The organism is Methanoculleus formosensis, assembly GCF_025384765.1.
GTDB classification, from domain to species: Archaea; Halobacteriota; Methanomicrobia; order Methanomicrobiales; family Methanoculleaceae; genus Methanoculleus; species Methanoculleus formosensis.
In genome coordinates this window covers 1-13413 of the sequence record NZ_VHLL01000010.1, presented here as the reverse complement: position 1 = coordinate 13413, position 13413 = coordinate 1, and the positions used below count along the sequence as shown (strand labels likewise).

The 13413-nt window shown below is 52.8% G+C and carries 13 protein-coding genes; 2 read left to right on the top strand and 11 right to left on the bottom strand.

Annotated elements, in window-relative coordinates:
- The first annotated feature begins 59 nt into the window (after positions 1 to 59).
- Positions 60 to 1532, top strand: coding sequence for a lipopolysaccharide biosynthesis protein (locus FKB36_RS12055; protein WP_261598335.1), 1473 nt, complete (start codon positions 60 to 62; stop codon positions 1530 to 1532).
- A gap of 15 nt (positions 1533 to 1547) precedes the next feature.
- Here the strand turns inward: FKB36_RS12055 and FKB36_RS12050 are convergent, their stop codons facing one another.
- Both FKB36_RS12050 and FKB36_RS12045 read right to left on the bottom strand, forming a co-directional pair.
- Positions 1548 to 2306, bottom strand: a complete 759-nt coding sequence (locus FKB36_RS12050) for a class I SAM-dependent methyltransferase (protein WP_261598334.1) — start codon at positions 2304 to 2306, stop codon at positions 1548 to 1550.
- Between the two features lie 64 nt (positions 2307 to 2370).
- Complete coding sequence (locus FKB36_RS12045) at positions 2371 to 3516, bottom strand: glycosyltransferase family 4 protein (RefSeq protein ID WP_261598333.1); 1146 nt, start codon at positions 3514 to 3516, stop codon at positions 2371 to 2373.
- Positions 3517 to 3825: 309 nt separating this feature from the next.
- Here FKB36_RS12045 and FKB36_RS12040 point away from each other — a divergent pair, with 309 nt between their 5' ends.
- Complete coding sequence (locus FKB36_RS12040; RefSeq protein WP_261598332.1) at positions 3826 to 4026, top strand: glycosyltransferase; 201 nt, start codon at positions 3826 to 3828, stop codon at positions 4024 to 4026.
- Here the strand turns inward: FKB36_RS12040 and FKB36_RS12035 are convergent.
- The 9 genes from FKB36_RS12035 to FKB36_RS11995 all read right to left on the bottom strand — a co-directional run.
- Positions 3989 to 5305, bottom strand: a complete 1317-nt coding sequence (locus tag FKB36_RS12035; RefSeq protein ID WP_261598331.1) for a glycosyltransferase family 4 protein — start codon at positions 5303 to 5305, stop codon at positions 3989 to 3991. The two genes, FKB36_RS12040 and FKB36_RS12035, sit on opposite strands and share 38 nt — an antisense overlap.
- A 183-nt stretch (positions 5306 to 5488) precedes the next feature.
- A complete protein-coding gene (locus FKB36_RS12030) occupies positions 5489 to 6190 on the bottom strand; it encodes a class I SAM-dependent methyltransferase (protein WP_261598330.1) in 702 nt (233 codons plus the stop codon).
- A gap of 4 nt (positions 6191 to 6194) precedes the next feature.
- Positions 6195 to 7391 (bottom strand): glycosyltransferase, encoded by a 1197-nt coding sequence (locus FKB36_RS12025; RefSeq protein WP_261598329.1) that lies wholly within the window; start codon positions 7389 to 7391, stop codon positions 6195 to 6197.
- A 31-nt stretch (positions 7392 to 7422) separates the two neighbouring features.
- Entirely contained in the window at positions 7423 to 8520 is a 1098-nt protein-coding gene (gene wecB, locus FKB36_RS12020) for a non-hydrolyzing UDP-N-acetylglucosamine 2-epimerase (protein WP_261598328.1), read from the bottom strand.
- On the bottom strand, positions 8517 to 9575 hold the full coding sequence (locus FKB36_RS12015) for a polysaccharide biosynthesis protein (protein ID WP_261598327.1): 1059 nt from the start codon (positions 9573 to 9575) through the stop codon (positions 8517 to 8519). Before FKB36_RS12015 ends, wecB begins: the two co-directional genes overlap by 4 nt.
- Complete coding sequence (locus FKB36_RS12010; RefSeq protein ID WP_261598326.1) at positions 9565 to 10455, bottom strand: dTDP-4-dehydrorhamnose reductase family protein; 891 nt, start codon at positions 10453 to 10455, stop codon at positions 9565 to 9567. The genes FKB36_RS12015 and FKB36_RS12010 overlap by 11 nt, the downstream gene beginning before the upstream one ends.
- A 6-nt stretch (positions 10456 to 10461) precedes the next feature.
- Complete coding sequence (locus FKB36_RS12005; protein WP_261598325.1) at positions 10462 to 11691, bottom strand: glycosyltransferase; 1230 nt, start codon at positions 11689 to 11691, stop codon at positions 10462 to 10464.
- A 100-nt stretch (positions 11692 to 11791) separates the two neighbouring features.
- Entirely contained in the window at positions 11792 to 12370 is a 579-nt protein-coding gene (locus tag FKB36_RS12000; protein WP_261598324.1) for a class I SAM-dependent methyltransferase, read from the bottom strand.
- A gap of 615 nt (positions 12371 to 12985) precedes the next feature.
- On the bottom strand, positions 12986 to 13413 hold a 428-nt coding region (locus FKB36_RS11995; RefSeq protein WP_261598322.1), incomplete at its 5' end, for a hypothetical protein.

Sequence of the window (13413 nt, the reverse complement as noted above, 5' to 3'; positions counted from 1 at the left end):
GGCCCCATCCGGAGCAGATATCCGTTTACCCTCTATCGCCCGGGGGGTGGGATCTTCTGATGCCGCGCTCAGAGCCCTCCCGGGCGTCTGCTTTCGCCGCAGACGTCTTCAAACTCGTCACCGGCACCACCCTCGCCCAGGCCGTCGCGGTGCTGGCATCCCCCCTTCTCACCCGCCTCTACGGCCCGGAAGCCTTTGGATTCCTTGCGCTCTTCATCTCGATCACCAGCATCCTCGGGGTCGTCGCCTGCATGCGCTACGAATTCGCCATCATGCTCCCGCAGGAAGACCGGGAGGCCGCGAACCTGCTGGCCCTCTCCCTCCTCTCGGTGGCGGTCGTCAGCGGCCTGACCATACCGGCCCTGTACTTCGGGGGGGATCCCCTCCTCTCCCTCATCAGGGCGCCGGGCCTCGCGCCCTACCTCGTCCTGGTTCCGCCGTATATCTTCGTCAGCGGAGTCTTCCTCGCGCTGAACTACTGGAACTCGCGCACCAAACATTTCGGGCGGCTCTCGGTTGCCCGGGTCACCAGTTCGCTCGCTACGGTAGGCACGCAGCTTGGAGCGGGGTTTGGCGGATACGCAACGGGAGGGAGCCTCATCGGCGCGAGCCTGGTGGGGGTATCCGTCTCCACCGGAGTCCTCGGCGGCCAGATCTGGCGGGACGATCGTGCGCTCCTGCGCGGGAGCATCTCATGGAGGGGGATGCTCGAGGGGTTGAGGCGGTACAAGAAATTCCCCCTCATCGATAGCGGCTCGGCCCTGCTGAACACGGCTTCGTGGCAGTTGCCGGCGTTCCTCCTTGCCGCCTTCTTCTCCCCCGTGGTGGTGGGTTTCTACTCCCTCGGCTTCATGGTGCTCCAGCTCCCGATGAGCCTGATAGGCAGTTCGATAGCGCAGGTCTTCTTCCAGCGGGCCGCCGAGGCTCGTTCCGACGGTACGTTCTCCCACCTTGTGGAGAATGTCTTTCGCCTGCTGATCATGATCGGGATCTTCCCCATTCTCACCGTGACGATCATCGGGCCGGATCTTTTTGCCGTCGTCTTCGGGGAGAACTGGACCGAAGCCGGAGTTTACGCTCAAATACTGAGTGTATGGGCGTTTGTGTGGTTCATCTCCTCGCCTCTCAGCACGATCTGGGCTGTCCTCGAAAAACAGACGTTCGGCATGCGGGTGACGACACTGAACTTCGTGACGCGCGTCGGCTCGCTCATCCTCGGCGGAATGAGCGGAAGCCCGGTTGTCGCCCTTTCCCTCTTCGCAGGTTCGGGTATTCTTGTGTACGGGTATCTCAACGTGAAGATGATGCTCTTTTCGGGCGTGCGGTTGCTAGACGTCAGAAAACATGTTCTATCGAGCCTCAGGCTGTTCTCTCTGTTCGGAGTTCTCCTTGTCGGACTCAAAGCGGCAGGTGCCGGACCCACGATTCTCGTGGTCGCGGCATGCGTACTCGGGCTCATCTACTACCTCTACATCGCCCGGACCGACCGTACCGTCAGATCGTTAGTCTCAAGTCTGGGTTCCCGAACGTGACTTTCGGGGCATCCGTCACCTCCGCATCAGCAGTACCACCTGGTGGCACGGTCTGGTGATCCGGAACGACTCTTTCACCTTCTTATCCAGCAGATCCAGGGCCCCGAACGCGTATCGAAGGATAATTCGCGGTTGGGCTGCCCTCCCCCCGCACTCCGGGCAACTTGCGTTCCGGTATCCGGAGTACGTTCTGCAACGGTGCCTCAACTGGACAAGGTGAGGGTTCGGAGCGGTCTTGTACGTTGTGTACCTGACGAGCATCGCATCGTAGTCCGGGAACTCCTCAACGAACCAATCTTCGTTGAACGTTCGGTAATGGTGGGCGGGATGGAATATCGACCCGCACGAGCCGCACTTACACTGGTTTGCTTCCAGGTTCTCTTCGAACGGGATCGATATCAGGAGGTATTTTGCCTGGAGCCTGCCGATCTCCCGGAGCGCTTTCCTGTAGACCCTATTGGGGAGGTGCTCCAGGACCTCCGTCATCAGCACCAGATCGAATGTACCTTCCTTAAATGGTAACGAGTCGATACTTGCACGGATTGCGTCTTTCTTCACGTTTCTCAGGGGGAGATCGGCGAAGTCCATACCGATTACAACTTCTCTGTCGATCAGATTGGTGATGATCCCGTTGCCGCAGCCGATGTCCAATACGGATGCCACCTCGTCGGGGATGTAGGTCACCGTCTCTTTCGCGCGTGCGATCTCGGTTGTATTCTCCGCGTAGATCTCCCAGACCTCCTTCTGGTTGTAGTGTTTCAACTCAAGATCCATAGCGCTGCATTCTCCTTCTCTCCCATGCGGATACGGCAGGCTCATACTCTGACCATCTCCTCACTTACGCCACCTGATTGTAGAGATCTTTTAGATCGCGCCCGACCGCGTCCCAGTTATACCGTTTATCGATGAATTCTCTCCCGTTCTGTCCCATCTTCTCCGCCTCGACAGGATTGTCGAGGAGATACCGCACCGCCGATGTTATGGCATCGCTATCGTCGGGATCGACACAGATCCCGCACCCGGCGGCCTTGATGACCCTCTGGATCTCGGGGAACGCGCTTGCGACGACCGGGATGCCGCACCCCATATAATCGAACAACTTGCTCGGAAGCCCGATGTACATGTTGTGGTGCGTGTTCCGGAAGAGGAGGAGACCCACCTGGCCCTGAGCGATCGTCTGGTACATCCGATCGAGCGGGAGCATCCCCGTCACGGCGACCTTCTCGGCCTGATCCTTTAAGAACGGCAGTTCCGACGCCCGGTCGTCGAGTCTCCCGACGAGCGTCAGGGAAACATCGGGGTATCGGGCGCGCAGCGCTGAAAGAAGGTCGCCGCAGAGGTCGATCCCATGCACATAGCCGAGGTTGCCGCCCATGTACACCAGGTTGTGCGGCAGTCTCTCTAGTCCGGGTTTGTGATTGAACTTCCGGAGGGGGACGTTCGGGATGACGGTTGTAGCGACGTCGATATCGCGGAACCGCTCGCCCACGCTCTCGCTGACCACGATGATGCCGTCCGTCCGCTTTGCAAGCGTCCGTTCGATGCGCGCGACGAGAGTCTGGATGATACGGGATGCGCTTTTCCTCTGCAGGAAGGAGAGGTGCTTCAGGCTGCCTGCCATGTGCGCCAGGGCGCTCGGCCAGTGCTCGTGAACGTCGTAGATCACTTTCTTTTTGCGGACCGTTTTGATCATCACCGAGATCAGCAGAGAGTCGAGCTCGTGGCAGTGGTATACGTCGCAGTTCTCTTTGGCGGCCGCCCTCAGGACCTGCCGGCGAAAGACTGTCAGTGATCTCAAGAGTCCCTTTGGCTTAGGTATTTTGACGACCTTTATGCCTGCATCGTCGTAATCCGTTGTGATATCTTTGCTACGCGGCTTCGTCTCATCAGGAGCGATGATGACTACATCGTAACGGGCCTGGAGAGATCTGGCCTCTTTGTGATATATCCGCGAGTCGTTCGGACGGTGAAACGTCGTAACCATGCATATCGTTTTTCTGCCCATCCTCTCCCCCGAAGGATGTTTTGTGTGTGGCTGAGCGGAAGGTTAACTCCAACCCGGTGTGGTGGTAGCCCTGTAAGCGCAGGCATGTTTCGAAGAAATGTTAAAGGTATCTATGTGAAAGTGCCAGGTTGCTAGGGTTGGGATGTGGGCTGAGTCTCGTGACAATAAACAGACTGCAACGCCTACATCGGCCTCCGAACAAACTCTTCGACTACATGATCTGCAGTCTCCTGTCGTTGCAAGCGACTTCCCAGAGATCCGGAAGGTGGTGGCGGAGACAGAGTCCGGGTGCTGGTCGACTCGACCGACCCTAATGCGATCGCGGAGGCGATCATCTACCTGCTGGAGCACCCGGACGCGGCGCGGAGAATGGGCGGCGAGCGGTTCTTGGGCGGTACAACTGGGGGAGATAGAAGGGAGATTGCTGAGGACGTACCTGTCCCTGAACGGTTCAGGGATGGCTTGAAGATCCGGTGGGAATTGACGTAACAATCTCTTCTGTTGCTCTGCCCAATCCGTAATATTCGTGGATTGCGGTATCGTAGATCTGGAGGATCTCTCCGACCACTCTCTCCCACGAAAACTTCTTTGCGAACTGGAGGATCTCCTTCTGGTTCCAGTCCTTCTGCAGCCCGATCTGGATCTTTTCTGCAAGATCCTCTTCATCTGCCGGCCGGCAGAAGAGCCCGTGTTTATCGGAGGCGATGATTTCCCTGCTCCCGGGGGTATTCGTTGCAATGACGGGCTTTCCACAGGCCATGGCTTCAATTTGGACAATCCCAAAGCTCTCATTCAGACTCGGGAGAACAAACAGGTCGCATGCGTTCATCCAGAGCGGGATCTCGGTGTGGGGCCTGTTACCTGCCAGCATCACATGATCTGACAGGCCTTCATCGGCGATCTGCTGTTCCAGCGCCGCTCTCTGCGGCCCGTTGCCGACGATGACACAGAGCAGGTCAGGATACACTGAAATGATGCTTTTTGTCGCCGAGAGAAGGTAGCGGTGGCCTTTGATAGTCTCTAGGTTCCCGACGGAGAGAACGATGCGTCGGTCCTCCGGCAGTTCGAGCGTTCTTCGGCAGGTCGTCTGGTCCATTGGGCGGAAGATGGTGGAGAACCCGTTCGGGACCCGGAACACGTTCGCGTTGTAGTTCTGCAGCGTGGATATGTCGTAGGTGTTTGCTCTCAGCACCGCGTCCGCGTTGAGCCAGGCTTTCTGGATCAGGGGGTGATCCATATTGTTCTCTTCGGACAGCCATGCCGGGTCCTCGTGGATCGTCGTGATGACCGGGATCTTCAGTTTCTCCTTCAGCATCACGCCAATGTAGGCCGACGGCCACGTAAAATGGGCGTGGATAAGGTCGAACTTCTTTCCGAGTTTCCCAAGCAGTCGCTCCACGACATAGGGGCGGGTGTCAAAGGACAGTTTCGATCGGTTCGTGATGCCCGGGAGAGAGAGGCACCTTGGGAGGAAGAGGCAGCGCGGGTAGAACACCGAGACGTTATCATATTGGTAGTCCCTGCAGAGCCGGTCGTTCGGCATGAGTCTTCCGGAGAAGAGAACGGGCGCCACCACGACGATCTCTTGAAAAAATGGCTTTACCGCATCGACATAGTCCTTTATGAATATGCCGCCGACATACGTGTCTGTCGAATCGGGGTAGTCGGGGGTGATTATCAAGAGATTGCGCTTCATGCTATCTATCCGCAAGTGCTGGGCTTCATCGAGTTCATCGGATACAAATGCCGGATTACCGATCTTTATCAAGTTGACTCTTTATTTTGTTGTAAAATATGCTCTTGACTGGGTATTTATAGGATTGATTGAGGCATAATAATATCTGTTTGATCCGTCGGCTGATGCCGGATGCCAGGATCCGACCGGCGTTCAGCGGAATATCTGTCGCACCTGGTCTTGTGCAGATGCTGCCGTTCGGAGGCCCGGCTGTCCCTACCGTGCCAGCACCAGCAGGGAGTATCCGCCGAATATCCTCACAGTCAGGTCTTTGTGGAGAGGGAAACAAATCCGCCTCGGTATGTGGAGAAGATCGTCTTTCCACCCATGTCCGCGTGAAACCAGAAAGCCCGGCGTGTAGCGAGCATCGAGAACATCATAGTCAAGATCATCGAAGACCTGCAAGAGTATGTCTTTCGTAAAGTAATGCAGGTGGCCACTGTTCTGCCGTTGTTTCCGTAAAAACCCTGAATGAAGTGCCGAAAGGACGAAAAGTTCCAGCGGGATGTGAAATACCTTGTATGTTGCCTTGTCCTTAACTGCTCGCATGAATCCAAGATAGTCCTCGACATGCTCGACCACGTCAATGGCAAGGAGGAGATCCCAATGAATATCCGCCTCCTTGAGTAGGTCGCCCTGGATGAAATGTAACCTTTCATTTGATTTTTGCCTGCATAGTTCGATCGCTTGAGGCGAGATGTCGTAGCCCTGGAAAACACAGTCCTCGCTCATTGCTCTCTGCAGATTGACCAGTATCTCGCCCGCTCCACAACCGACTTCGCCGATAGTATGTGCATGGACGTCGAGTTCTTGGAGAATTCGCAGGATCTGCTTGGCCTTCCAGGGAGAATCCTCTACGTCCCATGTGGGGTTCCTCCGGAGGTATTCGCCGTTTTGGTATATGTCGCTGTAATCCACTCTATCACCCGGTACACTGAGCTGCTAGTAGGTTGGTAAATTTTCTCTTGATGGTTATATCATCAAAATCCTCTTTTGCGCGGGCATATGCGGCCTTGCTTAAATTTCGCCGGAGATCCCCATCCTCAATAAGCGCCTCGATCCCTTTTGCAAGTTCGGCAGGATCGTTCTCAGCGACCACCAGACCGCATGAGTGCTGTTTAAAATACCACGAGACGAAGGAGTCAGCAGGTGCATGCACCAGCACGGGACGTCTTGCAGCCAGAAGCTCGCCCATCTTTCCCGGCGATGCCGTCTTCACGATCTCCGGATAGGGTGAGTTGAACGCGAGTGGGAGGAATAACATATCAGCCTTCTGTTGAATCTCGGGCATCGTGAATATCGGCTGGTTCTTATGGTATGTGATGAAACCTCCAGATATGCCATTCACTCTCAACTTAGATTCCGATTGCGGTGTGTAGATATGGAGGCGGACCTCCGGCCTGTCGAGGGAGCGGAGGGCCCGGACTAGATTTTGGAAGGCGTCGTAGTGTGCTTCATAGATTGCCCCTGTGTAGAGTATCGTTGTCTCTCTTTTCCTCTCGGTTCCATCAAAGCCCTGATCTGCCCTGTACTGGGAGAGATCACAGGGATTGTGCAGCACCGTCGCCTCAACCCCATATGCCCGGCGGTACTCCTGATGGAGGAACTCGTTAGGCACGATGACTTCTGCTGCGCCAGGAATGAGTTGCCGTTCATGTTTTAGAGCAAAATCATGCAGGAGAGGAGACATCCACTGATGGGAGTAGTGGTCGAACGCGTAGAGGATGTATGGGATTCCAAGAGACTTGCTCACCTGATATGCCGCGGGGGGGTCGAAAAGGTCCCCAGTGCATGCGACTACGGCCTCACACTTTTCCTGACGGATTATCGTTCTCAACTGGTGGATCCGCATCTTCAGGAGTATATTGAGGATACCCTTACTATGTGCGGCTGATGCAAAGCTGAGCATCCCGCGGATTATCTGGTAGTCGGGATTGATGTAGTGGTACCTGCCGGGCAGGCGGGATGAACCGTTTCCCTGACTGCCGTAGAGGTGGAAGTTCTTTTGCGTGATCAGGCAATATTGATCTGGCTTGAAGTCCTTGAGCAGGTGGTACAGCACCAGCGACTGTCCGGACTGGGACGGAGGTAAACCAAGGGAAACAAGGGCAAATTTCATAAGATTCGCACGTCCCTTACTGATGTGTGAGTCATCTCCTTCTTTCCGGGCCATAACCCAAAATGATCTTTGCAATTTTATCGCTGACTCCTCGCGCCATATATTCCCCCGGCACTTCCCAGTCGGGATCCTGCGACAGCACACATTCGACTGCGCGCACAATCGTTTCGCACTCCGCTCCGCTCAGAATATTACTGCCGCATTCGATTGTTTCGGGCCGTTCGGTCACGTCACGGATGGTTACATTGGGGACGTGGAAGATGCAACACTCCTCCTGAACAGTGCCGCTGTCACTCAGTACGCAACGGGCGTTCTGCTCGAGCCTGATGAAATCGAAGAGGCCGAAAGGATCGTGGAACTGTATGCCTGGAGAGATATGCTCTTGTAATCCGAACCGCTTCATTGTGTCCCGCGTACGGGGGTGGAGGCTGCAGATGAGGGGTATTTCATAAATCTGGTGGAGCCTTTCCAGCGCTGCTATCAACGCAGAGAGGCGTGACTCTGTGTCGACGTTCTCGGCCCGGTGCATGGTAACCAGAAAATATTCGCTGGGTTTCAGGTGCAGTCGTTCGAGGGCATCAGATGCATCGATAGAAGGTTGATAGTATTGTAGTACTTCATTGATCGGGTTTCCCGTCACATAAATTCGTTCGCCCGCAATGCCTTCACGCACGAGGTTTGCCCGGCTTCGTTCGGTGTATGGGAGTAGAACGTCGCTGGAGTGGTCGATGATCCGCCGATTGACCTCTTCAGGAACCCGATCATCATAGCATCGGTTCCCTGCCTCCATGTGGTAAACCGGGATCCCCATTCGCTTTGCTACGATTGCTGAGAGACTGCTGTTTGTATCACCGAGGATGAGCAGTCGGTCTGGTTGCTCAGACCGCATGATCTCTTCGGAAGTGCGGATTATCTGGCCGATCTGGTCGCCGAACGATCTCCCCTGGATGCCCAGGAAATAATCTGGAGATCGAATTCCGAGTTCTTCAAAGAAGATCTCGCTCAAATTCGGATCGAAATTCTGCCCGGTGTGAACCAGGATATGCTCACAGAGTTGGTCCAGCTTCGGGATAATCCGGCTCAGGCGGATGATCTCGGGCCGGGTGCCCAGAACAGTCATTACTTTCATCTGAGCAACTCACCCTGATTCGATTCCAGATCCTCAAGGAGAAGCCCGTGACGGTGCAGTTCACCGTGCAGTTCTTCCGGTGTCATCAGATTGTCGGCCGAACTGTATTCTTTACCGATAGTCGGCCCGGAGTCGGCCTCTCTACGGATTTCAGGTAAAATCGGCTGAATGGCGTAGTAGTCGCCACGAGGTATGGTACGATGCGCCTCTTCTTCAGAGACGAGAATTTCATGGATTTTTTCTCCAGGCCTGATGCCTGTGGTGACCATCCCGATGGGACGGTCTCCAATAAGAGAGGCAGCAATATCGGTCACCTTTGCCGAGGGAACGCGGGGGATGTAGGTTTCACCGCGATGTGCATACTTTACCGCCTCGAAGATCGTGTCGACTGCCTGATCCAGACTGAGTAGGAAACGCGTCATGTCTGTTGTAGTAATGGTAACTGGGCCGCCGTTGAGGATCTGGTCGTGGAAGAGCGGGATCACCGAGCCGCGAGATGCGAGCACATTGCCGTATCGGACACAGATGAAGCGTGTGTTCTGACAATCAAGGTTCGCCTGAATGAATATGCGCTCCTGGATCGCCTTTGTCATGCCCATGACGTTGACGGGTTTACAGGCTTTGTCCGTGGAGATGCCAACGACGGTGTCGATGGGAAGGTTCTGCTCCCGTATTGCCCTGACGATATTTTCCGGCCCGGTGATATTTGTCAATACAGCTTCAAAGGGGAAGTATTCACAGGAAGGAACCTGCTTTAATGCAGCGGTATTAAAGACGAAATCCACCCCCCGCAGAGCCCTGCTTATGCTGTGGAAGTCCCTGACATCCCCGATGCGGAACTCGAGCATGCGTTTGAAGTTGTTGTAGATGACCTCGTCGGTAGCCGTCGTGCGATTGAGGTAATCCATCCGCATGAAATGCTGCTTTGCCTCATCGCGCGAGAATACGATGATTTTTTTTGGGCAGCCCATCTCTCCGGAGAGTAATCGCTTTATCAGAACCTTACCAAGCGACCCCGTACCTCCGGTAACCAGTATCGTCTTATCAGTTAGCATTCTTTGACCTCGTAGCTCCATATGGTGTCGGATCCCGGTGCATCTGCTCGATCATTGTTTGCCAGGAGGGGATTATAATACTCGTATTCTCTCGTAACTTGCTTCCATTCAGACTGCGATCGATCACAACTGAATTCTCCGGTTGAATCTCAATATCGAGATTATAGATCATTTTGACCAGTTTGAGCAACTCGTATTTGCTGATTGGTTCGGATGCGATATGCCAGACTCCGCGCATCCCTGGATAATCCGTAATGACAGTGGCAATGACATCCGAAAGAGCGTTCGTCGTTAAGCCGCTGAAGATAGCATTTGTATAGCCGCTGACCGTTCTTCCTTCCTGACGCAGGAACCACTCAATCAGACCGTGATTGGTACTAAGTTCGCGGCCAATGATGGATGTTCGAAGAGTGAGGGCATTTTCGTAGTCGACCTCACCAAGGTACTTGGTTCGACCATACAGGTCGTCGGCGTCGGCAAAATCGTTCTCTTTGTAGTTCCCCTTCTTGCCGGAAAAGACGCAGTCCGTGCTGATATGGATCAGCCGGGCACCTCTTTTGCGGCAGATCTGAGCAAGTTGATGCGGGAAGAGCGCATTGATGGCAATGCTTGAGAGGGGATCGTGGGCGGCCGGCAATTGTTTGACGATGCCGATGCAGTTGATGACGACATCGGGTTTACACTCTATAATCGTTTTTTCAACAGTGGAGATGTTGTCTGCATTGACATGTCCTTTCAGGAGATCGGGCTTCAATATAGGGTGATTCAAATGTTTTGCTACATCCCCCCGGATGGTCCCTACTACAGAGAACTGTCCTGATAGTATCTGTAGCAACTTATGGCCTAACATGCCTGTGGCACCTAAAAGCAGTAATTCCATAATGCTTTATTCCTCGCATAAAATTGATTTGTACAATTCTATATGTCTTTGGATGTATTTTTCAAGACTGTATTCTTCCCGAACAATACGTAATCCATTTTCGACCAATTGGGCGTATCTTTGCTCATCCTTTAACAACCCAGTAATCGCATCCGCCAAAGCTTTGGAGTCCCTGGCCGGGACTGAAATCCCTCCTTCTGGTGCATGGATAACGTCGGGTAGGGCGGTCCCATCGAAAACGATGACAGGAGTTCCACAAGCCATCGATTCAACTGCCATCATTCCAAATGCCTCGGCAGTAGATGGCATCAGAAAGATATCGGCAGCGTTGAGTGCATGAATGACTGTCGCAAGATCTTTAGACCATCCTAACTCGATAACGTTGTATTTCTCTTTTAGAATATCTAAAGCTCCTTTTCCGTCAAAAATCAAAAGGTATGTTGGTTTTTCAGGATTTATAGATATTAACGCTTCTTTTATGAAATTCCACCCTTTAATATGATCATCAGTACCTTTGAATCGGAATGCCAGAACATCAGCATCATCAGGTATACCGAATTCTTCTCGACATTTTTTACGATCTATCTGTCTAAATTTATCTAAGTCGATCCCTAAGGGGATTATATGGCATGGCAAATGCGAGAGTATCGGGCTCGCGCGTATATTATCATACATCCATTTTGAGGCGACAATTAATGTGACATCTGAACGATGCATTATCCAACATTTTATTCTCCACATCAGGGCAGTACTGTCATGTCGAACTCGAAAAGGGATTTCAAACTTTTGACAGTCCCCACATCCATATTTCCATCGTTCACAACCAAGTGGATATATGCAGTGCCCTGTCATCATCCATGGGTCGTGGATTGTCCAAACCACCTTATGTCTTCTGCTCATCAAGGGAATGTTTAAAATACTAAAGAATGAATTCCCATGTATAATTTGTAAGTGAATCAGGTCTGCATCATGGTAGTATTTCTTAAGGAATACGGTCGATCCAGATATTGGAAGGATAGAGCGCAGTCCTAATAGGGATTCAAGAAGTGCTGCAAATGTTTTATCGTAAAGCCTTGTTAACACGTTTCCTAATGTGTGAATGCCTTCATTGTGGGATTGTTTTATCATTACTGACATGTCAGATTTATGTCCAATCTGGTTCAGTACTTTGTGGATTTGGTAGCCGTTAAATTGCTCCCCAGCCGAATCCCACGTAGTTATTGTGAGTATTTTCATTAATCCTCTTCCCGTGCAATTTTTCTTTTTGGCCATTTAATTGCTATATTGTCATGAACGCGAATTGTTGCTTAACGTTATCCAGTTGGATCCTCTGAAATCAATGATCAATTGTATCTTGGGACACTACCCTTTTCTTAAAAACATACATTCCGGTGGAGTTGTTTGGAGGACGTTCGACGGCTATAAGATCGAATCCTGCCGTTTCAAGTATGGGCACGTATTTTTGGAAGTCCCGATACTTCTGGTACGTACCGTCGGTCTCCATCCCCTGTACGAGCATGGTCCATGCATCCTGGATTCTCCCTTTCTTTAGCCGGACTGCAGCACCTAGGAGTCTGGATCGCCATGAATTCCAGGGATTTTCAGACCATGTATAGATAAAAATCCATTGGTTCGAGTAATGCGCTAGATTCTCCAAGATCTTCTCGTAGACAGCATCCGAAAGAATGTGGAACAGCATGTCAAAACAGAGCACAATATTGTCTGAAACAGGTAGGCGCATATCGGCGGATGCCGCATGGAACGTCCACGAAGGGTGGGTAGATCGATTCTTCTCGATGATGCTCTGGGAAATGTCGATGCCTGTGTACGTGCAGCAATCTCTCCCGACCCAGAAGAGCAGGTCTCCGCAACCGACGTCCACAACATGATTGATGACGCCTGCGTACTTCTGCATGATGCTGTACCTCCATGCATAATCAGAGGTGAGGTCGATCGGGATGAGGGTGCCCGTACTGGAGCCACCTCCCTTGTAATGTGATTCCCAAGAAAATTCCATAAACGTTATCGACCAAGAGCATTAAAATAACTTTGTCGCAGGTTCTGAGGCCCTCCGGGAACTCGAACTTAATTTTCAGCTTCCGGATCGGGGCATCAAGTCGCCGCATTGGCGCGGTGTATATAGGGTTCCCTTTTATTATGCTGATATGAAAACAAGTATGAAACCACCCTCGGAGTATGCAAAGCATCCGCTAAAGTAAACCGCTATTACCAATACAGACCTGCTATCGCCGGTTTTCATGCTCATTTATGAGCCGCTGGCTCATAACGCGCTGTGTTGCACATAATCTCTAGAGAAGATCTCGATGCGCGGCGTTAACTGAGTGACCGGCCAGTATCAGACCACGATCGCCCGGTACTACCGGCTGGCCGGTGAGCAGGGGAATCTCCTGACATCCGTCTCCCTCTAGGACCTCGACCCCGGCCGGATCGAGCTGGATGAGTTCTGGGCGTTCGTAAAAAACAAACGGTGCGGGGAATCCAACGACTGGAACTGTGGGGATTGGTGGACCTACATAGTTATCCGGAGCGGTATGGACTGACGGTCGCGCATTACGCCGGGAAACGGACTGATGTAGCCTGTACCCGGTTTCTCTTCCAGATTTTTGGGCGCCTCTGGGTATCCTACTTGATGGCCCGGATCAGCATCACAACTGATGGAAACCCCCAATATCTCATTGCACTCGCGAAACGATGCTGAGAATCCTACATCGACTACGGTCGGGTGGTCAAACACCGGAAGGGGAACCAGCTGGTTGCCGTGATCCGGGAGAGGATCGCTCGGCAACCCGGCGATCACCTCGATCTCAACGGGTAACGTCTCAGATCTTCTGTAATTTGCCTGAGCCCCGTCTCCTTGCCTGATCATTCCTTCTCCATGGTCAAATACCTTCTGCCGGTGACCCACTCCTCGTTGATGTCCATCAGGATAGATCCGAC